The organism is Arachidicoccus ginsenosidivorans (assembly GCF_007971385.1).
Classification (GTDB): Bacteria; Bacteroidota; Bacteroidia; order Chitinophagales; family Chitinophagaceae; genus Arachidicoccus; species Arachidicoccus ginsenosidivorans.
The window spans coordinates 2660060-2682875 of sequence record NZ_CP042434.1 but is presented as its reverse complement, the minus strand read 5'-3'; the positions used below and the strand labels follow the sequence as shown (position 1 = coordinate 2682875).

16 protein-coding genes are annotated in these 22816 nt (G+C 40.2%); 7 read left to right on the top strand and 9 right to left on the bottom strand.

Annotation, left to right across the window (positions count from 1 at the left end):
- Nucleotides 1–348: 348 nt before the first annotated feature.
- A complete protein-coding gene (locus FSB73_RS10745) occupies nt 349–2685 on the top strand; it encodes a T9SS type A sorting domain-containing protein (RefSeq protein WP_146781740.1) in 2337 nt (778 codons plus the stop codon).
- Between the two features lie 370 nt (nt 2686–3055).
- Here FSB73_RS10745 and FSB73_RS10740 read toward each other — a convergent pair whose 3' ends face one another.
- Nucleotides 3056–3961, bottom strand: coding sequence for a class I SAM-dependent methyltransferase (locus FSB73_RS10740; RefSeq protein ID WP_146781738.1), 906 nt, complete (start codon nt 3959–3961; stop codon nt 3056–3058).
- A gap of 155 nt (nt 3962–4116) precedes the next feature.
- On the opposite strand from FSB73_RS10740, the gene FSB73_RS10735 reads away from it, so the two are divergent.
- The 6 genes from FSB73_RS10735 (at nt 4117) to FSB73_RS10710 (ending at nt 11138) form a co-directional block, all read left to right on the top strand.
- Complete coding sequence (locus tag FSB73_RS10735; RefSeq protein WP_146781736.1) at nt 4117–5478, top strand: DUF58 domain-containing protein; 1362 nt, start codon at nt 4117–4119, stop codon at nt 5476–5478.
- A 22-nt stretch (nt 5479–5500) separates the two neighbouring features.
- On the top strand, nt 5501–7618 hold the full coding sequence (locus FSB73_RS10730) for a transglutaminase domain-containing protein (protein WP_146781734.1): 2118 nt from the start codon (nt 5501–5503) through the stop codon (nt 7616–7618).
- Between the two features lie 66 nt (nt 7619–7684).
- Nucleotides 7685–8101 (top strand): hypothetical protein, encoded by a 417-nt coding sequence (locus FSB73_RS10725; RefSeq protein ID WP_146781732.1) that lies wholly within the window; start codon nt 7685–7687, stop codon nt 8099–8101.
- A gap of 6 nt (nt 8102–8107) precedes the next feature.
- Complete coding sequence (locus tag FSB73_RS10720) at nt 8108–9121, top strand: AAA family ATPase (RefSeq protein WP_146781730.1); 1014 nt, start codon at nt 8108–8110, stop codon at nt 9119–9121.
- Nucleotides 9122–9177: 56 nt separating this feature from the next.
- Nucleotides 9178–9687 carry an OTU domain-containing protein gene (locus FSB73_RS10715; RefSeq protein ID WP_146781728.1) on the top strand — a complete coding sequence of 170 codons (510 nt, stop codon included), beginning with the start codon at nt 9178–9180 and terminating at the stop codon, nt 9685–9687.
- A gap of 26 nt (nt 9688–9713) precedes the next feature.
- Complete coding sequence (locus tag FSB73_RS10710) at nt 9714–11138, top strand: hypothetical protein (protein WP_146781726.1); 1425 nt, start codon at nt 9714–9716, stop codon at nt 11136–11138.
- 102 nt (nt 11139–11240) lie between these two features.
- On the opposite strand, the gene FSB73_RS10705 is transcribed toward FSB73_RS10710, so the two are convergent.
- The 8 genes from FSB73_RS10705 to FSB73_RS10675 all read right to left on the bottom strand — a co-directional run bounded on the left by FSB73_RS10705 (nt 11241) and on the right by FSB73_RS10675 (nt 22644).
- The gene (locus tag FSB73_RS10705; RefSeq protein WP_146781724.1) at nt 11241–12554 is read right to left on the bottom strand and encodes a cryptochrome/photolyase family protein; all 1314 of its coding nucleotides are present in this window, start codon (nt 12552–12554) and stop codon (nt 11241–11243) included.
- A 687-nt stretch (nt 12555–13241) separates the two neighbouring features.
- Complete coding sequence (locus FSB73_RS26640) at nt 13242–13376, bottom strand: hypothetical protein (RefSeq protein WP_262712572.1); 135 nt, start codon at nt 13374–13376, stop codon at nt 13242–13244.
- A 299-nt stretch (nt 13377–13675) separates the two neighbouring features.
- Nucleotides 13676–14248: a hypothetical protein gene (locus FSB73_RS10700; RefSeq protein WP_146781722.1), complete on the bottom strand. Its 573-nt coding sequence runs from the start codon at nt 14246–14248 to the stop codon at nt 13676–13678.
- A gap of 171 nt (nt 14249–14419) precedes the next feature.
- Nucleotides 14420–14989 (bottom strand): outer membrane beta-barrel protein, encoded by a 570-nt coding sequence (locus FSB73_RS10695; RefSeq protein WP_146781720.1) that lies wholly within the window; start codon nt 14987–14989, stop codon nt 14420–14422.
- 376 nt (nt 14990–15365) lie between these two features.
- Nucleotides 15366–15929, bottom strand: a complete 564-nt coding sequence (locus FSB73_RS10690; RefSeq protein WP_146781718.1) for a hypothetical protein — start codon at nt 15927–15929, stop codon at nt 15366–15368.
- Between the two features lie 5 nt (nt 15930–15934).
- Complete coding sequence (locus tag FSB73_RS10685; protein WP_146781716.1) at nt 15935–17689, bottom strand: TonB-dependent receptor; 1755 nt, start codon at nt 17687–17689, stop codon at nt 15935–15937.
- A gap of 57 nt (nt 17690–17746) precedes the next feature.
- On the bottom strand, nt 17747–20791 hold the full coding sequence (locus FSB73_RS10680; protein WP_146781714.1) for a tetratricopeptide repeat protein: 3045 nt from the start codon (nt 20789–20791) through the stop codon (nt 17747–17749).
- 593 nt (nt 20792–21384) lie between these two features.
- On the bottom strand, nt 21385–22644 hold the full coding sequence (locus FSB73_RS10675; protein WP_146781712.1) for a BaiN/RdsA family NAD(P)/FAD-dependent oxidoreductase: 1260 nt from the start codon (nt 22642–22644) through the stop codon (nt 21385–21387).
- Nucleotides 22645–22816 lie beyond the last annotated feature (172 nt).

Here is a 22816-nt window from a genome sequence, read left to right as displayed (position 1 = left end):
CGAAATTTTCAATTATTAAAAAGCGCATTTAAAACATTTTAGCGTCAAAAAGGAGTAAAAATTAACTAACAAAAAATTATTGTTCAGTGCTTTGGGTAGTTTTTAGATTGCCATCTGAGATCAAAACCAAACACATAAAAAAGAATAGTATACTCTAACATACAATCTATCAATTCATTATCACCAGAATTATGAAATCAACCATAGTTCCGGTGCTTTTTGTGCCTGCTCAATTCCCATTTTTGCCATATAAGTTCCTAACTACCAATCGCATTGTCAATAGTTGACAATGCGCCGACTAACTTTACACTTCAATCATATTCATAACAGCAAAATTTCAATCGTACCATGAAAACATTTTTACTACAAAATCCCAAACGAATACTGGCTATCGCTGGCCTCGCTAGTATTTGCGGATTATTCGGAACGGCTAGTGCACAGTATACAGGCAGGATTTATGCAACTGTTCAAAATTTTAGTGCGGATAATACTACAGTTGTAGTGGTCCCTACTGAAATTTCAACTGTTACTAACCCAGGAAACGCAATAACTTCCTCAACTCTTCAAGATTATTCAACTCCTAATATTACTTTAGGTTTACTCGGAACAACAGTAAGACAATATTTACAGTTCCGGAATCCAGACAACTCCGTACGAACATTACCAACTGGAACAGTTGTACACATTAAATTAGGAGTTTCTGCAGGCTTATTAGGACTTGACGTAGCCGGACTACTAGGCAATACAACAGTGGGATCATTCACGGACCTTAGCGGAACTCCAGGAAATGCCGATGCAACAAGAACACCAGGACCTTCAACGTCTGGCGGAAACACATTGGTTTCATTATTATCTGGAGCAGGCACAGATGAACTTGCATACGTTACAACGGCTCCATCAAACGGTATTTATTTAGAGCTAAAAGCCCCCCTTGCTGGCGTCGCCTATTCAGGAGACTTATTTCATGCATATATCTACGGCGACGTACCCACATCTCCAGGATGTCCCAAAACCATTGACTGGACTTACAGCACAGCGGCTAGCCCATTAGCCTCAACAGTTGGCGACTTAAGCACAATTACGCATCCCGAATATGCGGTGGATCAGGATCCCACTACTGCAGCAACACTTAATCCAATCAATGTTTTAAATACGACTGTATTAAATTTAACTTTAAATACTCCAGCAAAAGTTGGCGATTCTATCAGAATTTTACTCAATAATCCTAATGCAGGTCTTCTGGATCTTGCAGCATTACATGGTATGGTTATCAAAGCATATGATGGACCAAACCAAGTTGGCGCAAATATAGACGAAACATCCTCATTATTAACCCTACAATTATTTCCGCAAAGCACAACAATTAGCGAAATCACTGCAGCAGTAGTTCCAACGGGTGGGCAAACGTCAACCACTTTTGACCGCATTTCCATTCAAATTGGCGGTGTTGCAAGTGTTTCATCTTTATTAGGAAATGGAAGTATTAATATTTACGGTGCTGATGTTTTAGTTGCTGCACCACAACTTAAAGATGGCGAAGCAGACCAGTATGCATATGCAAACACTTCTGTTAATTTGAATTCTTATGTAAATGCTAATGGTACAGATGGTATTGTTTGGTATGATGCAGCCGAAGGTGGAAATATAGTTACCTCTCCTGTTACCCTTACCGCAAATAAAACTTACTATGCTGCTTCTGAAAGGGATGGTTGTTCAGATGCATCTGCCAGAACTGCACTTAATATGAAAATTGCTACAATTAGCAGCTCTGACTTAAGTAGCGGTAATGCCGGTACACCATATACAGGTAAACTAGATATCACTGTTGCTACTAATCCAAACCTTCCACATACTCCTATATACAAACTGCAAAATATTACAGGAGTATTCACAAGTGGTACCGTAAAAGTCAACTTATCCAAATCTGATATTTTTAATAGGTATGCAATGGCAGCAATTCCAGCCATTTATGCAGCAGGACCTCTAGCTTCAATTAGCACCACTGCGTTTGCAGCAATACCTGTTGATAACGGATTAGACATTGATGAAGATGGTAATGTTACAGGTACACCCGATGCTGAAGGTAATCTTCAGATTGAAGCTGATGTATTTGACCAGGCTAATAACCTGCCAGCAGGTCATATCTCTAAAACACTTTCAATCGGAGCAGCCCTTCCAGTTACCCTCACCAACTTCGACGTTAATCTGGATGCTAACAAGAATGCAGTAGTAACCTGGACCACAGAATCAGAACAAGGCAGCATCCGTTTCGATGTACTTCGTTCTAATGATGGCACCAACTTCTCTACTATCGGTTCTGTAGATGCAGCAGGTATCTCTACCAAGTCTATTGACTACTCATTTACGGATCATAATCCAGGAGCTAAGAGCTACTACAAACTGAACGTTGTTAAAAATGACGGCATCAAATCTTCAAACATCGTAAGCATCACAGGTGGCAGAGTAGCAGGATTCTCTATCAATCCAAACCCAGCCAGCAATGATATCACCATTACTGGTCTGAGCGATATCAAAACTGTCAGCATTTATGACGCAAGTGGACGTTTAGTACAAACAGCAACCAATAGTCATATAAGTGTTCGCAACCTATCTCAAGGTATCTACTTCGTAACAGTAGTAACCAAAGATGGTAATAAAGTTAACAGCAAGTTTATTAAGAAATAAGAATAAAACCTGTTATGAAAAGGGGCTCTTCATTTGAAGAGCCCTTTTTTTATTACTGGACCAGTATGTTAATCATTATTATTATTATTATTATTATTATTATTATTATTATTGGGGTATATTCAACCAGATTTATAATAGCGGCTACCATGGCTTTAGTAATCGTGTGCACCAAAGTGCTTCTTTTGAATTCAGCAAAATCCTTATTAGTCCAGTCTACGCAAAATCTTCCGCAATTCCCATCTCCTATTCACTTCACTACTGTAGTCAACTATAGACTTTGCCCTTATAGCAATTAAGCTCAATTCAGTAGTATCCTGAACCTCGTATGTAGATTCTTATTTTTCCAGGGCTTGTCCTAACTATTCTTCTACACCTCTGCTTTTTTGATGATATAGATCACCGAGCTGTATTTCTTTGCATCTCCTTCAGCCTTTTTGTTAGAACTAAGTCCTTCCCAAAACGCTCGGAACAAATTCCCTGTCCCGTTGCGGTATTTTTCGCTAAGCATACTGACATAAAAGCTGTCAAATTTCATGGGAAGCATTTTGGTGACGGTTAAACCGTGTTTTTTCATCAAAACCTCCATGCTTTTTGGGGAAAAATGCCATAAATGCCTAGGTACATCCCAGGCCGCCCAATCCCTGCCATAGTACTTGGCATCGTAACTGGTATAATTGGGGACAGCGATAATCAAGGTTCCGTCTTGCGTCAATAACTTTTTAAAGGTGTCCAGATAATCATGCAACTTATGAACATGCTCTAAGACATGCCAAAGCGTTATGACATCATAATGATCAGCTGACAGATTAAATAGATGGCTTAAGCTCTGTAATTCAACCTGATAGTCTCTGGCAGCATTATTTCTGGCATCCTGATCCGGTTCCAGGCCGGTTACTTTCCAACCAGCACCTTGCATAACGCTGGCAAAAGCACCTGTACCTGCTCCTACATCCAACAAATAACCTTCCATCTGGCCGGAGGCCTGACGGACTAGTTGTAATTTTTGTTGCAAGGTTCTTTTACGTACAGCATGATACAACCGGTTAACAACCCCCTTTTTGGTGTTGCTATGAGACACGTATTCGTCTGACTTATAATATTTTCCGATAAATTCTTCTGCCGGCACCGCTTGTGTAAACCTAAAAGAGCAATCTTGACAGCTCCAAATCTCAAAGGTTTGTTTGGATACAGTGTGATCCTTTGCCTCCAGCGCTCTGCTGACGGCATTACTTCCACAAACCGGACAAACCCTATGAACAATTGTATTTTCCATAAAAATGCTAAGCGGTCGGACCGCCTCTTTGGGCAAAGGAACAAATTAAATGTGATATATTGTGCGTTAATCACCAGACAAACCTATTAATTTTGCAAAATATAAAGGGGTAAATAGGTCATTGATTATTAATGCGCTAACTTCACGGTAGATTTATGCAGCATAAGGTCTCCATAAGAAAGACACTCAAGCAGCTTGGGTTTTACGCACCCGTTACGGGTTATTTCTGCCTGTTTTTAATAGGCTCGGCGCTGTGTTTTGTCTGGTTGAAGGCCCAACCCAAATTACCAGACACCCCTTTTCAGGATGTATTTGTCCTCTTATTAAAGATTACTTTATATGTCAGCATTGCCTTTTTAGGCCTATCTCTGTTGAGTGTTATCGTTTCCTGGATCTATTTTTATATCAATAGAAAAAGGGGCAAAGTCCAGTTTCATATAAAGACCCGGCCATTTGACACGCCTTATCAACCCATAGAATTAAAGCTGCGCCCTATCCTAAGGCCCATACTGGGTTATATTAAGCTCCGCTTTGTATACGATAATGGCACTTTTTCTGATAAGATCCAACTCGTAGAGGATGAACATGCCAACTGGTTTAATCAGCAGCTGGAAGGATTCTACGACTGGAAAATAGAAAACATACAAGAATATCGAATTTCTAGTGTTATCGTCTACTTTGAGGATTTTTTGCAGTTCTTTTCCATGGCGATTAACCTGGCCAGTTCTGAAAGATTTTATACACCGCCAATCAATGGTCCGCAGACCAGTATTTCCGCGACGCACCGCAATACAGAAAAACGAGTACACAGAATTGAGCGTATGCGCCGGGTAAAAGGGGATCTTTTTAACTACAAAAAGTTTGAAAACCAAGATGATATCCGTAGAATCGTCTGGAAAATCTATGCAAAAAACAGAGAGCTGATGATCCGTACGCCGGAGATCCTGGAGCCATATGCGTCGCATATGCACCTATACGTATCATTTTACTCAGCCTACATGGATGCCCATAATGAGATTACGGATGAACCTTTGCTCAATTTTTATAAAAATAAAGTCTGGAATATCTATCAGTCTATCAAAAAGGAACATGCAGATCTTAGATGGGTATCTGACCAGCCTGAAAAGGCGGTCACATTCGACGGTCACCCAATTAAGGAAGAAGAGATCAAGCATCTGATCGCGCTAAGTACCTGGCAGGGGACAAAGGATATTCTAAACTTTGTCAATACCAGACATGCAGCGGTAGTGGTCATCTCCTCTCTGACAGGTATTGAGCAAGTACAGCAATTAATTGAAGAGTATGGTCGGGAGATCACTTTTATACTGGTGCCTTTATCTTCCTGTATTGGCAGACAAAGGCTTTCCAGCTGGCTTTCCTGGTTCTTTCTGCAGGCAGAAAAGGACAAAAGAGCCAGATATCAATCCAGATGGGCATTATCCTCTCTTAGAAGACAGCTGGTGGCTAATGAACAAGCACTCAGTAAAATCATTAAAACAATACCACAATTAAGTTAAGTAGCAAAGAAAGCAACCTACAATGCACATAGAAAGAGCACATAGTTGGAAAAAATTGGGCGTGCAGTGCCTCCTTTTGGCACTGCCCACCATCTTCTTTGCCTTTATGGTACTGTTGAAACTCAACGCCAATTATGTCATCCTGCAAAATCAATGGATCTATCAAGGTGTTTACTTTTCTCTAGGCATCCTGTTATCACTTATTTTTTACAGCTGGCGATTCAGATTTATCAGTACTGCGCTTGTGCTGGCACTTTGCTATTATTTAGGATATCAACTTTTAAAGCAAGTCGCTGTAGGGGAATTTGACATGTTCTTCTTCTCCGTTCAATACCTGATATTTGTTTTTATCTTTTCCATTGGCTGGTTGGTCGGTTTTGGGTTTAGCAGGTGGCGTTTTTTCACAGTGGTCTGGGTGTTGTTTTTACTGGCTATTGAGATTATTATTGTCAGCAAAATCACAACGGTTACAGCAGGGGCTATTGCACTGGGCTTTATACCCGTATTACTTTACACCTTCTATATTATCTATGCTTCTGAACTGATCCGTAATTTAAATGAGCACCAGTCCTCCTTTAGGTGGTATCTGACTAAAAGAGTCAGCGGCTTTTTCGGGCTGATTATTGTGATTTTTGCGATCATTTTTTATACTTTTAGAAAAGATTTTACCGCGATAGAGAATGCCTGGAAAAAAGTAGAATCTCATTATAATGATGAGAAGTCCAATAGCCAGCGCATGACTAAAGTGAACCGGGACGGGACACTTAGCAATACCGGCAAAATGCCGCTCAGTGGTTCACTGAGCAAGACCAAACAGCTGGTATTTGTGGCGCACCTCAATAATTTCTTTGCAGATGGCACTACCCAGAATCCCTTATATTTTACAGCAGATTATTATACCAGATTTGATAGCACCACACAGACATTTGCGACGGATACGACCAGGCCTTATAATGACCTGTTTAACCCGGATCCATCACAGATTTCTCTGTTTTTCACCAAAACAGACAGTACCGCAATAAAAAACTCGCTGGCCACAGTAAACAGAAAAGTAGTAGAGGCCGATGTATATAAAGTAGCCCTGTCGCCACACGATTATCTGGCGCCCAGTACAGCCTTTTCTGTACAACCTATACCTGTACCCTATGAGTATGCTAGTCAATATACGGCCGCCTACCATGCAAAAATGTGGGTCAGCAATCTAAATAGCGCCTATTTTGTTTATAACCCGGCTGGCAATACCATGCTGGAGGATTTTCAGAAAGCGCGGTATGACGTTTTAAGGAGAGACACCGGTTATAATGGTATTGACAGCAATTTCCTGGCTTATTATACCCGGATGCCGCAGGGTAAATCCTATCAGCAGATACGTGATCTGGCAGATACTATCACCAGCTCAGATACGACCACCATTGATAAGATGCTGGCTATCCGCGACTATTTTTTAAGCAAAGATGAGTTCGGCCAACCATTATTTCAGTATACCGACAATCCAGGAGAACCAGGACTTCCCGGCGCCAATAAACTGGACTACTTTCTATTTACGAACCGCAAAGGATATTGCGCCTACTATGCAGGGGCTACTTTATTTATGCTTAGGGCCCTGCACATTCCCTCCAGAATTGCGACAGGCTTTCTGACAGTGGACAGAAGTAGTAAAAATCCCGGCTGGTATTGGTTTTATGAAGATCAGGCACATGCCTGGGTCCAGGTCTTTTTCAAAGATTATGGCTGGATTGATTTTGACACCACCATACCTGATGTAAATACACAACAAGCGCCTCAACCTGACGGCACGCCGCCACTGGGCAGTCAAAAAGTTGCCTTTGTTGGCGACGGCACTATTTTAAAGGTAGATACCATCAAAAAGCAGGTATTACTCTCAATTAGTAAGATTCTTTATAAGGATAAAAGCTTCCAGACCAATCAAAGTCCGGATATCCGGCTTGGCGTAGCCTTTGCCAAGGTATTTGCAGATACCGGGACGGTAAAATTGACCGCGCTTGAACAAGGCATGCATATCACAGCAGCCTCTTACGATGAAAAGCTGGCCCACCTCGGGTTTCAGAAGGCAGCAGATACTGCCGTCAATATCTTAAGCAGGTTGCCCCAACCAGTTTCCATCGACGAGATAAAATAATCAAGGAGGAAAAACACCACCCCTAGTAAAGATGCCGTTCGCTCCTATCTGCATGGCTTTAACTGGTTGACGATACTTATAACGCTAGCCACCATTGCCATTGTCCTGATGATTTTAATCATTTTGTTACCATGGCTGATCTGGCGCTTTTTTAATTTCCGCGCCAGAAAAAACCTGCATTACAAACAACGGGCTATTTTATATCTGCTCAACCAGATGGGTTATCCAAGGGACTTTCATAGCCCTGAAGACTTTGCCCAACAAATAGATAAACGCTTTGGCACAAATCTTAGTTTATTTACCAAGGTGTACCAAAAAGAAAAATATAGCCATACAGCGCCCAGTCAACAGGAGATAGACCAGGCAGCGGCCACTTATAAACCTTTTATTAAGGCCGTCAAAGCACATATCCCCTGGAAAAAGCGCGTTGTATTGTTTTTGAACTTTTATCATCCCTTACATTTTTTCATTAAAAATCATTAGGTGAATATGGAAAATGACATAATTAATATGGAACAAAGTACACCACAGCCACCTGCCAGTGTACAAAATATAGAAAGACTTATTCAAAATATTGAACAGGTCATCAAAGGCAAAACCAAGCAAATCAGGCTGATACTAACAGCGCTTATCGCTGGTGGACATATCCTGATGGAAGACAATCCGGGTACCGGCAAAACCGTGATGGCTAAAACACTGGCTAAAAGCATCACGGGTACCGTGGGCGGGCAAGCCGTATTTAAACGAATCCAGTTCACACCGGATCTTTTGCCGATGGATTTAATCGGTTCTTATATTTTTGATGAAGCAAACAGGGATTTTACATTCAAAAAGGGACCTTTATTCTGTAATGTGCTTTTGGCAGATGAGATTAACAGGGCTTCCCCTAAAGTCCAATCAGCTTTACTGGAGTGTATGGCCGAAAAACAGATTACAGTTGGCGAAACAACTTTCCCGCTGGAACGCTTATTTTTTACCATGGCCACTCAAAACCCCATTGAGATGGAAGGGACTTACCCTTTGCCAGCAGCTCAGTTAGATCGTTTTTATATTAAAATCCATTTTGGGTATGTGGATGATGATACAGAACTACAAATTTATGAGGAGTATTTAGCCATTCAACATAATCAGCAGGTCGTCTCACAAGTATTAAGTATAGACGAGATTCTGGCCTTGCAACAATCAGCAGAAAAGGTCTATATTCATCCGGAACTGCTGGCAGCTGTCCGTAATATTGTTTCTGCCACCCGGATCAATGATGAAATCATCCTGGGCGCATCCACCAGAAGCGGGATTTCTTTTATTAAATGCCTGAAAGCTTATGCGCTGATCAACGCCCGTGATTATGTAACAGAGAATGACTTGCAGATTCTGACCCATCCTGTCTTAGATCACAGAATCCTTTATAGAAATAAAGAAGCCAGGGCCAAACTCTTGTATCAAATCCTGGATATTGAAATGGATCGTCTTAGTAAACTTAATTTGACAGGTAAGGATAAGTGAAGACTAGAAGAATCCATATAAGGTTAATTATAGTCATCTGGTTACTCCTCAGCCTGATGACTGCCGGACGCTTATGCGCCCAGCAGCATCAGGCCGCCCGGTATGAGATTGATGCCGAGCGCATGGACGCGCAGCTCACCGATGATGATGCGCTGACCAAAGGCAAGGCATTTCAGAAGATGGACAGTACTTATTATGTCGGGTATCTTTATGAAGGATATTTTAAATATAATCACAGTGCAGACTATCTTGGCTATAAAAATGCGATTCCGACCCTTGAAAAAGCAAGAGAACTCATAGAAAAGCAATACAACCCACAATTTAAAAGATTATTTACCAGTCTGGAATACCTAACCAGGTATTATGACCGGTTCCAGGATTATTATACCATCTGTAATGCCCTGAAGGAATGCTATGATAATATAGAAATGCCGGATTCTGTCATGTCTTTGCTGAATCATCTGGCCTCCTATAATTTTAAAAAGGATTTTTTGGTATATACTACCACCGGGCATGGACCTATCACAGAAACAGGATCTTTACATCCGCCACCCATCCCTTTTTAAAAAACTCCGTCAAGGAAAATGAACAGATGGCTTTCAAATACTGTTATGACGGCCTGAACTTTATTCATAAAAACCAACGGATCAACGATGAATGGTTTGGGCCAGACCAGGCCTTGGCAGATGAGTTACAGATCTACCACTATCTGGCGCTGCTTCATTGTTATAATAAGAATTACGACAGTTGCTTTCACTACTACCAGATTTTAGCCAAATATGGCATGATCTCCTGGAATAACTATGCAGGATTTCAGGCGGAGATTGGTAATTTTAAAAATGCGCAACAATTCTTCCAAAGAGACTTATCCATTAGCTACAGTGGTGAAAACGTACTCAAGGAGCCTTATTATTACCTTCCTGAATTATACGTCTATGCAGGCCGCAGTAAAGATGCCATTACAATGTGTGATCAGATCATACAACAAAACGGCTCGAGACCAGGTTTTGGTTGGTATAATCTGGCACTTTGCAGATCTTTTATATATGACGCCCAGCTGGACAGCGCACAATATGCGCTGAATAAGGCCGCGGAATTTAAAGAATTACATATCGGTACGACGCTCACCCAGGAGCAATATGAATTTACAATTAACTTATTAAGAGTCAATTTACTAGATCACCAAATTGAGGAAATTAAATTTCTGAATAAAGGTTGGTGGTATTCACCTACGACACTTTACCGGTTAGGTCAGCTAAAAGCCAAAAAACTAATGGCAGCCTATAACGTCTGCATTAACCTGGCCTACAATCCGGATCGTTTCAGGATGGTCTATGATCTTTTTTGTTCTGAAGCGACCACAACTTTTGACGAAGGCTGGTATTTAATGAAAGACTTTAGCCCTAAGTATTTTGCGGAAAAGTACCATGATTACCAACAAACGGACAAAAGAAAGAATATTCAACGTTATTTTAAACTTTTTGAAGCCAAATTCGATATCCAGGGCGGCCAATATACGAAAGCCAGAACTATTTTGGAGAACCTGATTCAGACAACAAAACTCGATACACAAAACGAGAAACTCTTTTTAGGAAGGTTATATGAAGCTATTGCCAAAGTCTACGATAAAGTAGAAAATAAAGGCAACCGTGATTTCTATAACAATATGCTATACACTACATATCCTCAGCTGGTTCCGTTTAGCGGTTTAAAGATGAGGTTCAATTTAAAAATAACTGGAAAATCTGACCACACCATCAGGAAAATACTTGACGACCTTAATGACTTAAATATTAAATGGGTTTTCAATCAGCAGGTTCCAACCGTGACTTTAAATTTTGAGAAAAGAGGAGAAAAATATCAGGCCACGATTAATGTCACTAGTGTTGACGGAAAAGTAATTGTAGACCAGGCAGGGCTGATCTTTCAAAGACCCGAAGGGGTAGCTGGAGAATTAGGCCTGAGAATCTTTAATAAAGGAGGTTCTCTGGTGTATAACCGCATCATGACAGATTAAATATTTGTCAGCTTAATCCATAAGATAATTAATCTAAAGAAATGCTGACAATTTTCAATAAATCCGACATTCACGATTTCATCACCCTTGCCCTCTTATCATTTATAATTTATTTTCAATAACAGCTTTTTTATATTCCGTCAATGCCCTTAGCCTGGCAGCCTTATGGTCAACCATTGGCTTCGGATATTCATTTGTACCAAATTCAGGAATCCATTGCCGAATATATTTTAAATCACTATCAAATTTAAGTGCCTGCGTTTCGGGATTAAAAATTCTAAAATAGGGAGCTGCATCACAGCCACATCCTGCCACCCATTGCCAGTTTCCATTATTTGAAGACAAGTCATAATCATTCAGCTTAGCTGCAAAATATGATTCACCCCATCGCCAATCTATTAATAAATCTTTCACCAGAAAACTAGCGGCCACCATCCGTACCCTATTATGCATATACCCGGTCTGGTTAAGTTGACGCATTCCCGCATCTACAAGGGCAAAACCTGTTTTTCCAGCACACCATAATTCAAATTCCTGTTCATTATTACGCCAATTTATAAAATCATATTTGTTCTTAAAAGAGCAATCAATTACTTTAGGATAATGATAGAGAATCTGCATAAAAAATTCACGCCAAATCAACTCTGATAGCCACGTATTATTATGGTCCAAAGCAAATTCGACACATTTGCGAATACTTATGGTCCCATATCTAAGCGCCATGGCTAGTCTGCTTGTCCCATTCTCAGCAGGAAAATCCCGTCTCTTATCATAGTTATCAATAATGGTAGGGTTTAATGAAGGTTTGACAAAGTTTATATCAGTCTTTTGAAAACCGATATCGGCCAAGGTGTGAATATTTTTAAAACTTTGCCGATACAAGCCGCGCCAATTCATCTTTTTGGCCTTGTAATCTTCCCTACATAGCTGGTGGCGCCAATTTTTGGCATAAGGAGTATAGACAGTATAGGGTGTACCATCATTTTTTAATATATCATTCCTATCGAAAATTACTTGGTCTTTAAAGGCTTTAAACACTACGGCTTTTTCTTTACAATATTCAGCAATATCAGTATCCCTTTTTATAGCCGTCGGTTCGTAATCTCGATTGCAATAAATACCTTGAATATCATATTGTTTCAATAGAGTTTTGAAAATATTAAATGGCTCACCATAAAAAGTACAAAAAGTGCTATCCAACTTTTTGAGGTCATCATTAATGTTTTGCAGTGCCTGATGGAAATAATCTACTCTCCTATCCCACTTACTGTCCAATTTATCCAATATGGTACTATCAAAAATAAAAATAGGTAAAACGGGGAACCCGGTATTCAAGGCATGGAATAATCCTGTATTGTCATCCAATCGCAAATCCCTTCTAAACCAGAATATGGTAACTGCCTCTCGTTGCTTCATTTAAAGTAATTTTTATCAAATCATTTTTTAGTAACAAATAATCAGGCATTAAAATTGTCAAAGTTAAATATTTTACTGTTACTAGGTTAGCCTAAATCAATCTCTTTGCCGGTTCATACCTTTCAATCCTTCTTTAAAAGCTATTTGTTTTCTCACATTTTTCCACATTTTTTCTATCACTTTATTTAAAGAGTTTTAATTAATTACCAAATATGAAAAATTAATATCATTGCATTCAATATTACAGCCGCATTGCCTAATAATGAACAAAAAATATACCATGAATCATAAGACATATTTCAAAGGCATCGCTTTTGATTACCTCATTTCTGCCATTTCAATACTAGTGTTAATGCCAATCATCCGTCTATCTAATGCCCCAAAGTCAGTGGAGGCTAAAATATTGTATCGGATTGAGCATTTTTAGAAATTAACATGAATGTTGTGTGGTGCAAATTGAGGAAAGCCTTAAGAATCCAAAAATCAACAACTTGGTCGAATGAAAAAATGAAATATTCAGTTCTGGGGAGCTTTAATTTCTCCCCCCTGCAAAAAAAATCAAATGCTTTATATTTTCATATCTTAATGCTCAAAGGGTGTAAAATCGGCCAAAACTTTACAAATTTTTCGAGTTCTGGCCAAATATAAATGATATATACTCGGCCAAAACTCAGACCAAATAATTACTTATGGCCGGGTATATATCCAATCTTTAGACTTTGCTTCATAACGCAGGCCATCATCAAAATTACGGACGGCCATCGCGTCAATACCAATAACATAAGTAAATGCAGTAGTAGAACCAGAACCGGAAAAATCCACAGAATTACTTACAACCTTTAATTACATATAGTAGGAACTATGGCCAAATTGTGGCTTTATACAGAAAATACTCTTACTCAATCTAACACCAGCCTTAATTGGAATCTGGACAGCGTTTACTTTTGCGGGTTAGGTGACAATATCCCGGAAAATAAATATAGCTAATCTGAAAATTTGCAGCAAGAGTTTTATTAAAATTATAAGCATATTTGATCGTCGCTCCAACTGCCCACCAAAGAACTTTGACTTGACCAACCTGGCTCTTTAGGTGCTTATCCCGCCAATTAGCGTTCAAATAACTATTGCACCTCACCTAGCGGTATTTTGTAAGCTATCCGTAGCCCCATATACCCTACCGTTGCTTCTTTGGTCATCGCCTCATACCTGAGGCTAACATCAAAACTTTTACCCACAAAAGCACCTATAGCCATCGCATATGTAAAAGGTGTTATGGAAGAAGCGCCAAAACCTCCATTGATTTTATCCGGTACATTCCCGGATAAAGAGCTGATGCCACATGCTGGTTCAAAATAAATAATACCCGTTTTTAATCTTATACCTGCCTTCAAAAAAAATTGATCAGAGTTCACTTTCGTGCCATCCAGATTATGGGCAAAAAAATGTAAGCCCCCAATTTGCGTAGTGGTAGCGAGCATGTCATTTATGTTATAGACATATTTAAGCGAAAGGCCTGCACCAAAGCTTGCACTCTTCGTGTTTTTGGCATACAAGTCCCAGCCATTCATGGGTAATGCACCTTCTAGTCCTATACTTAATTCGGATCTGCGTTGTAGGTCAAAATGTGATTGGGCTTTTAATCCGGTATATACCAAGCAAGTCAACGTAAGTAGTATCGGTATCTTTTTCATCATCAAATTAGTCTAAAATACAGGTTTAATTAAAATAATTCTAGCCATATAATTAAAGTGAATAAAAGCAACATTAATTTCTGATAGGAAATTTCCCAATAAGCCGATCTCAATAAACAACAAAAGCCACTTGCATTTAGAAGTGACTTTTTGCCAATATATTAATATCATAGCCTATCTGCCAAAAGGTAGAGAATAAGCCAGTCTCAACGCCAAAAATCCAACAGTACCATCTTTAGACATTGCTTCATACCTAAAGCCAATATCAAAATTACGGCCGGCCATCGCACCGATACCAATTGCATAAGTAAATGCGGTATTTGAAGTCGTATATGAGTTATCATCCCCAGCAATTTTCCCTTTTTCGTTTAATGAACTTAAACCAAACTGAGGTTCAATATAGAAGCTACTCATACTAAATCGTACACCTGCCTTAATTGGAATCTGGCTTATGTTTTCCTTTCCGATACCCAAGTCATTACCAGGAAAATAAATATATCCCGTCTGGAATGTCGCAGCGATCGTTTCATTAAAGTTATAGGCATATTTAATCGTAGCTCCAATACCAAAATCGGCCAGTTTTTTTGTTCCCCCTGCATCTGTGTAAGCATCCCAACCGCTGGTAGGTAATGCTCCTTCAATACCGATACTGAACTCAGAACCAACTGGACGCTCATAAGATTGGGCTTTGGTGGCAGTAGATAACAGGAAGCCTGCACCCAAAAGCAAGAATAGTTTTCTCATAAATAAGGTTTTAAAAATTAAGATGTTTTGTAAAGGTAAAGAAACTTTTCATATAACAAACAAATAACCTTTATAATTACCTGAAAACAAATAACCCAAAAATTGGACAAACTATTCCAATTTATACTTCACACATGGAGCATTTAATAATGAATCCAGTTGCTTTGATTTGTAAAAGATCAGGCAGTCAACCATATAGGGCGATTTCCCATAGGTGCCTTCTGCCTTAGGCTCATTAGCAAATTGTGATTATTATATCTGCTCAAATTCCCCCCCGGCCACACTACCTTATACTAGGCCGGTTTTCTTCCAATCTTCGTTGGAATATAATCTACTCGTAAGATTTTGACCCATATAATTACAGGAACGCACTTTATTACAGCTTGTCTCCATAGACAGAATACAAAATAGCAGCGATGGCCACTACCAGCAAAATAAGCGCATATACCCACCAATAATCCTTTGTCTTTTTTGCCGCCAGCATCGCTTTCATCTCCTCGCTGGAATGTACCTCTTCACCTACCTTAACATCATGTACATCGCCTTCATGGATCACAGCCCCCGCTGTTACAGGAGCTAGATAGTCCTGAGAAACATTCTCACCCACTAGCTTGTATACATTATTTTCAATCTTCAATGTGCCTATTCCCACCAGCAAAGCTTCTTTATTCTTGTTAAGTTGGCTTTTAATCTGATCAATCAGCAATGCTACCCCATTTTTATCTACCCCTTTTTTCTCTGCAAATGCCTCAAAACTTTCCATCAGACCAGCATCCGTTTTGGGAGAAAATCCCAAAACCTCTCTTACCGGGCGGATCACCTGACTGGTATACTCATGAAAGGCCGGTTCTTGCTGTAAAACAACTGTACCGAGTTTTCCTAAAGGAAGTTTACGGTATTTAATTAAAAAAGGCTGGAATAATGAAGATTCTATTTGCATCGTGGTTATTTTTTCAGTTGACCAAAATTAAGGATAATACCACCCATAATATTTGCCCCAATTGTCTGGTAGTTATAGAAGCGTTGATATTTATTGTTCAGCAGGTTATTTACCTGTAACCAAAGACCCACATTTTTAATAATATCCACTTCTGCTCCGACATTCCAATCTGCGGCACCGCTCAGCTTTTTATTACCGGCAGATGGGTCTTTATAATAACCCCCTGTCCAGATATCCAAATCGCTTTTTAGTAATACAGCAGGCAGGATTCTCCAACGCAGCGATCCGTTCATCTCTATGGGAGACATGCCCCATGCCTGCTCAGTTGCCTTGCTATAATTATTCAAGGTTACACCTGCCAGCAATGAAAAACTCTGTTTGGCATTAAAACCCAGTTCCCCGTGGAACCGTAAATTATTGATATCGTCGCTAATCACATCAAACAAATTATCATCCTTTCTGTTTAAAAATAAGGGCGCATCTTTTTCATTCAGATAAGCTACGGTTGCATTAAAAGTCAGGTGATCTCCCGCAGTTCCTTTAAAACCTCCATAGATTTCAGAGACACGCGTGTAATCAAAATCCTGCGGGATCGCAATCCATGGGTTAAACGTCGTTAGAGAACGGTAGGTATTCTTATTATAATATCCTTTCCAACCCGCCATGGCAATAAAGCGTTCATCCCGCATTTTTGCTTCTAAGGATAGATTGGGCATTAAATGAAAATCACTATTGTAAAAAGAAGGAATAATCCCCAGATTCATTTTAAAGTCAGGTCTGTTGATTTCTATAGACGGACGTATTGTAACCAGATTATTATTAATCGACAAATCCTGCTTTTTAAAGCTGCTGACATCAATTCCAGCACCTAATTTGGCCACAAAAGTTTCATTCAGGCGTTTACTAAAGGGTGCATCAATCGACAAAGTGGACTCCCGGCCATCATGATTGTCCCCAAATGCATCAATGCCGATCGTTGGATGGTAATCAATCCCAGTTGCATTTTTAAACTTATTGGATAGACCCAGCTTGATGCCTACGTCATGATAATTACGTTTCAGGCTGTCTTTATTATAGGGCTGATTCGGCAATAAACCACCATATGCATAGGTCTTATTATTATTGAAATAGGCCCTGGCATCCAGCTCATTTTTATCACTGACCGCAAATACCCCGCTGGCTTCAATACCTGTTTTGCCAAATTCCTGCAATGGCAGATTTCCTTTAGAGGAAGTATGTTTGGCATGAATCGTTACGGCAGAATGATAACCATCCCCCAGAGAAAAACCACCCTCTAAATAAGGCGTAGAATAATTGCCATAGCCTAGTTTTACAAAATCAGCCTTCCGCCAAACTGATCCGGTGTCAATATTTACTGCAAGTGGCCTCAAAAAGGCTGGATTATAAGTAAAAGTCAGATTTTGTGCCGGCACATTATAATTTAACGGCGTCTTTTCCGGTGTAGGAAGTGCCGTTGTTGAACTAAAGTTGATCTTAGAGGCCGGTTTTAAGGAAGGCGTAAAATCAGAGGTTACCGTAAAGTTCTTCCCTCCCTCCAAAGGTACTGTGTCCTGACTCGGTTTCTCGGTAGGCGCCTTTTTAATCGCTTTTTTAACCACCGTTTTTTTCTGTGTCGTCTTTTTTCTTCGACGCTGTGCCTGCGCATTACTTATACCCAGACAAAGTGCCAGCAGTAAAATACCGATCCACAGCGGCGCCTTTTTATTACTCAAGCTCTTATATTGAATGCTATCTTTCATGTGTTTAATGTAAGTGTAAACAATTTTAATGTTACGGACAAATTAGCCACTAAGGCCTTATTCCACCCGGCTCTTTTTCTTTTTCTGCGCCAGCACCTGATCCAACTTCGTTTGCGCTTCCTGCTTAAGTGTCGGATCTGTTGCATTTTCAACAACACTTTTCAAGGTAGCCTCCGCATTAAAGAGATCATTTTCTTTAAAGTAAATCTCGCCGAGCAAAATATAGGATTTGGTGATCCAGTAATCGTAGGAACCTGACTTGTTAATTACATCAAAGGCTGCCTTCTCGGCCTCTTTGTAATTCTTTTGCTGCACCAGCATCTCTGCTACGCTGTATCTCGCCTGGGCAGCATATTCAGATTTCCCTAAACTGTATACTTTTTTATAGGCTGTTGTGGCGCCTTCCAGATCTCCCTGCTCCTGCAGATTTTTGGCAATAATTGTGTTGGAGATTTGTTTGTCGTCATCTGCGATGCCTTTTTGCGTCAAAAGATCCTTTGCATTCGCATCTGCCGCGGCCCATTGTTGTAATTTATATTGGCAACGTAACAAACCCCGCATACTCTCCAGACGGTTATCTGCTGAAGTGGCAATATCTTTCAGCTGCTGATAATAGGTAGCTGCTGTTGAATAATCCTTTTTATCAAAATAATAGAGTCTGGCTGCCTGCAATACGGCATCCTCCGCAAATTGATTAGGCGCCTTTTGAGCAACCAGATCATAATATTTAAGTGCATTGTCCGTGTCTTTACGCTGCCGGTAGAGACCTGCCAGGTAATAGGCCGCATCAATGCTATGTTGTCCCTGAGCAAAGGATTTTAGATAATTTTCAAAACCACTGATCGCCGCATCAAACTGCTCATCACCATAAGATTTGAATGCGGAGATATAAGACAGGGAGTCCTGCTCGGTATAGCTGACCTGTTTGCCATTTTGCTGCATAAAGGTCAAATATTTTTCCGGCTGGTGTTCATTGACAAAGATATTACGCACATAGGCAATGGCTTCATTACTTTGTGGGGCATTCGGGTAACGTTTGATCAACTCCTGGAAACTTTGCAAGGAGGCATCGTTATTGCCCATATTAAAATAAGTGACTCCTAAGTTCAGATAAGCATCCGGCTTTAAGGCCTCCTGATCAGCACTTAAGACCTTTTGTAAAGGTGCAACGGCTTTAGAAAAGTTTTCGCTGGCCATATAGGCTGCGGCCATCTGCAGATTGGCCTCTGCTGCCAAGGAAGAATTACCGTATTGCTGATCAAAGGCCTGCAAATAAGCGACCTTGTCTGCCACCCTGCCATAAGCGCCTGCAATCACTGCTTTCTGGTAATAAGCATAATCTGCGGCAGGCAGGTTTTGGCGGATAATATCATCATAGATCGTCGATGCCTGGCTATAGTTTTTCTGCATAAAATAACAGTCAGCAGATCTCAGATAGGCATCTTTCTGAACGCTGGTAGAACCACTGCTAGCAGTAGTGGCTACTTTTCTAAAAGCATTTAAGGCCTTATTATAATCTCCGGAACGCATATAGGCATACCCCAATGTGTAATTAGCATCTGTTTCATTGACCTCGCCATAGTCAACCGGACGCTGAAGATACCTGTTCAGCGATTCTATTGCGCCACTGTAATTCTGGGATCGGTACGCCAATTCTCCCTTCCAGAAATAAGCAGGCTGTACTTCCTTTTCATTATAAGGTAAATTAAAAATTCGGTTAATCATTGCCCCTGCCTGGGTGACATTCTGGTCATTGATCAATTCAACAGCCCTGCCATATAAAATTCTGGGGTAGGCTCGTTGCACAATTTCACTTTGTGCGCCACCCAACGATTGGATCAATTGAAGGGCTTCTTTATAATTATTCGCATTGGATAATACACTTACAAGTAACTCTTTGGCTTCCTGATTATAAGAAGACTCGGGATAAACCGTAATGAATTTTTTAAGCTCACTAAGCGCCACATCCTGATAACCCAGTTCATAAGAAAGTTTCGCATAATTAAAGGTAGAAATTGCCTTTTGCTGCTGATTGGCACTATTTAGTGAGCAAAACAAAAAGGCATTTCTGGCACTGCTTTTATCCCCCGTATGCAGATAGGCATCTCCTAATAAATACATACTGTTTTGCGCCAGAGAATCCTCCTTACCGCCTAATTCTTTCAGCCCTTCAATCGCTTTATTCCATTGTTTGTCCTGATAATAACAATAAGAAAGTTCATAAAGATCTTCCCTTTTGACTTTAGCACTTTTGGTAATATAATCCTCTAAATAAGGCAACGCCTTTGCATATTGACCTTGTTCAAAATAAATATGACCAGCCAGTTGTTTTAATTCTGTTTCATAATACTGGCCACCATCCTTTAGAGAAGATTCCGCATAACGCAGCGCCTTTCCTTTCTGGTCCTGAAAATAATAGATCTCTGCAATATAATATGGGACGATCTTACTGTAACTCGGGTTATCCTTTACTATCTGCAAAGAACTGAGTGCCGCATCATAATCCTTCCTATAAAACTCGATAAAACCGTAATAATAATTGGCATCGATATAATTAGGATTGGAAGGCATTTGACGGATCGCATTAAATAAAGGAGCCGCCTCCTCAAATTTTTGCATCGTAAACAGACAATAGCCCTGATGGAACTGCAGTTTGGCAGTTTCTTCATTACTCAGATTGGCCGTTCCTGCTTTCTTATAATAATCCAGTGCTTCCTGGAAGTTTTCCTTCCTAAAATAATATTCTCCCAGCTGAAAACTAAGCATCTGTACCAGTGGCGTACTATGTTCAAAATGGATAAATTCTTTGGCTGGTTCTTCCGCAGAGGCCTGGTTCAGCATTAGCGAACAGGATAAAGTATAAAAACGCGCTTCTACTGCCCTGGTTTCAGGGATATTACTTTTATGGTAAGGTGCAGAATAATTAAGTGTTTTAAAAATTGGGTAAGCCAGGCTGTATTGCCCTCTAAAATAAAGATCCTTTGCCTGTTTAAATTCGGCGTCAGGATCCGTATTAATTTTAGTGGCCTGTGCCTGTAGTTGAACTGTGCAGCTAGCGGCCGCCACAACTGCCAACCCAACAAATTTTATCGAACGACTCATATTAAAATTTTAATGCGAAAGTTAAACAAATAGTTTGCCTAAAACTATAAGAAATTTCTAAAATCCATATAAAGATACTGGTAGCCGCCCAGCTACCGCAAATAATTGACCAATTGTGCATAATAATAGCATTAGATACGGATTTTACGCAGTTATCCACATTCATAGACCCGCCAGGAGCAGATGAGGTTTAATGGATTGCAGCTTTGTTAAGATGAATCAAGCATTATTTAAATTATTTTTCAAGACATTAATGTGCTAACCCTTTACATAACAATGAATTCACATTTGTTTATTTAAAAATATATCTTTTCGTTTAATTGATTGTCAGATTGTGACACTGCCCATAATAACTTTGGTAATAATTGCAATCAGGGCGTATGCTGAAAACCCTTTAATAGAGTAAGCATCATTTAGTAAAACTTATTAAAATGGATATCTTAAACACACTTCTGAGCCTGTTGGCTTCTCTGTTAGGCGGTCTGGGCCTGTAAGGTTCTAAACGACTTTTAACCTACAACAAGACACAGCCCCTGCCTTCTAAAAGAACGCAGGGGCATTTTTATGCTCCAACGACAAATAAACCCAGTATGCTAATTGGTTTCTGTGGCCATGTTTGCAATATGGCTGGCAGCGGCAAAGCCGCTGGCCCAGGCGTGCTGAAAGTTAAACCCTCCGGTAATGCCATCCACATTCATGACCTCACCTGTAAAATAAAGCCCCCTATGTAACCTGCTTTCCATGGTTAGCGGATCCATTTCAGCGAGATTTATCCCGCCACAAGTGACAAATTCCTCTTTAAAGGTGGTTTTTCCACTAATCATATAAGTATCTGCCACCAAGTGCTGAATCAATTTATTTTGAGCGCCTGCCGGCAATTTAGACCAATACAGGTTTTCCTGTATGCCAGCAGCATTTAAAAGGTAAGCCCAGAGTCGTTTTGGCAATCCAAAAGGATTTTTTTCACCCATAGGACGAGCCGCATGCCTTTCTCTGATGGCCTGCCAACTATCTCGCAACTGTTGTTCTGGCCAGGCTTCACCTAGCCAGTTAATCAGTACGGAAAACTGATAATTATTTTCAGCCAACCACTCCGCACCCCAAGCAGAGAGTTTAAGTACAGCAGGTCCACTGAAACCCCAATGGGTGATCAATAAAGGCCCTGATTGCTTGAGTTTGGAGCCAGCAATGCGTATGGTAGCATTATCCACACTGACACCCATCAATTCCGTAATAGGATGTTTGCCCAGGTTAAAGGTAAATAAAGATGGCACAGGCCTGGTGATGGAATGGCCCAACTTTGTCAAATACTGATAATTTTCCGCTTTCATAAGGCCCCCGGCAGCCACACAAATATAATCTGCGGACAAAGTCTCTGACTCACCAGCAAGTTCTATTTGCCAACGGCCCTGCTTTTCCTCTTGGGCTGCCAAATGATTTAGTGAAAGTACATTTTGATGCAAACGAATATTAACGCCATAGGCATCTGCTTCCTTTTCCAATGCATCGATGATAGAACTGGATTGATTGGAGACGGGAAATACACGCCCGTCCGCCTCTGTTTTTAAAGGTACTCCCCGCTTTTCAAACCAGTCTACTGTATCCACAGGACCAAATTGATGCAGTGTTCTTTTCAACAGCCGGGCGCCTCTTGGGTAATTGCCGGTAAATGCAGCAATGGGCAGATCCCTATGGGTGACATTGCAACGCCCACCGCCACTGACTTTTACTTTACTTAGGGTTTTACCCGTTTTTTCCAGCAAAGTAACTTTGAGTCCAGGGCATAAACGAGCAGCGTTCACTGCACAAAAATATCCGGAAGCCCCTGCTCCAATGACCACTAAATACGGCATAGACGGGATTTAATTTCTATTACTAATTGATTATCAATAGGTAAATAAAAAAAATGTTCATTTAGCCTAATTCAATAAGAAATGGTAACTTTGGTATGCATGGTACAGTTTTAATTCCCTTTAAATTATGCAGTGCCATTCTGGTATCTGTTATACAACCCAAGTTTGCAGC

What these genes read in the sequence shown, in the direction of transcription:
- FSB73_RS10745 (WP_146781740.1), top strand. Translation starts at nt 349, where the DNA reads ATGAAAACATTTTTACTACAAAATCCCAAACGAATACTGGCTATCGCT.
- FSB73_RS10740 (WP_146781738.1), bottom strand. Translation starts at nt 3,961, where the DNA reads ATGGAAAATACAATTGTTCATAGGGTTTGTCCGGTTTGTGGAAGTAAT.
- FSB73_RS10735 (WP_146781736.1), top strand. Translation starts at nt 4,117, where the DNA reads ATGCAGCATAAGGTCTCCATAAGAAAGACACTCAAGCAGCTTGGGTTT.
- FSB73_RS10730 (WP_146781734.1), top strand. Translation starts at nt 5,501, where the DNA reads ATGCACATAGAAAGAGCACATAGTTGGAAAAAATTGGGCGTGCAGTGC.
- FSB73_RS10720 (WP_146781730.1), top strand. Translation starts at nt 8,108, where the DNA reads ATGGAAAATGACATAATTAATATGGAACAAAGTACACCACAGCCACCT.
- FSB73_RS10715 (WP_146781728.1), top strand. Translation starts at nt 9,178, where the DNA reads ATGACTGCCGGACGCTTATGCGCCCAGCAGCATCAGGCCGCCCGGTAT.
- FSB73_RS10710 (WP_146781726.1), top strand. Translation starts at nt 9,714, where the DNA reads ATGGCTTTCAAATACTGTTATGACGGCCTGAACTTTATTCATAAAAAC.
- FSB73_RS10705 (WP_146781724.1), bottom strand. Translation starts at nt 12,554, where the DNA reads ATGAAGCAACGAGAGGCAGTTACCATATTCTGGTTTAGAAGGGATTTG.
- FSB73_RS10700 (WP_146781722.1), bottom strand. Translation starts at nt 14,248, where the DNA reads ATGATGAAAAAGATACCGATACTACTTACGTTGACTTGCTTGGTATAT.
- FSB73_RS10695 (WP_146781720.1), bottom strand. Translation starts at nt 14,989, where the DNA reads ATGAGAAAACTATTCTTGCTTTTGGGTGCAGGCTTCCTGTTATCTACT.
- FSB73_RS10690 (WP_146781718.1), bottom strand. Translation starts at nt 15,929, where the DNA reads ATGCAAATAGAATCTTCATTATTCCAGCCTTTTTTAATTAAATACCGT.
- FSB73_RS10685 (WP_146781716.1), bottom strand. Translation starts at nt 17,689, where the DNA reads ATGAAAGATAGCATTCAATATAAGAGCTTGAGTAATAAAAAGGCGCCG.
- FSB73_RS10680 (WP_146781714.1), bottom strand. Translation starts at nt 20,791, where the DNA reads ATGAGTCGTTCGATAAAATTTGTTGGGTTGGCAGTTGTGGCGGCCGCT.
- FSB73_RS10675 (WP_146781712.1), bottom strand. Translation starts at nt 22,644, where the DNA reads ATGCCGTATTTAGTGGTCATTGGAGCAGGGGCTTCCGGATATTTTTGT.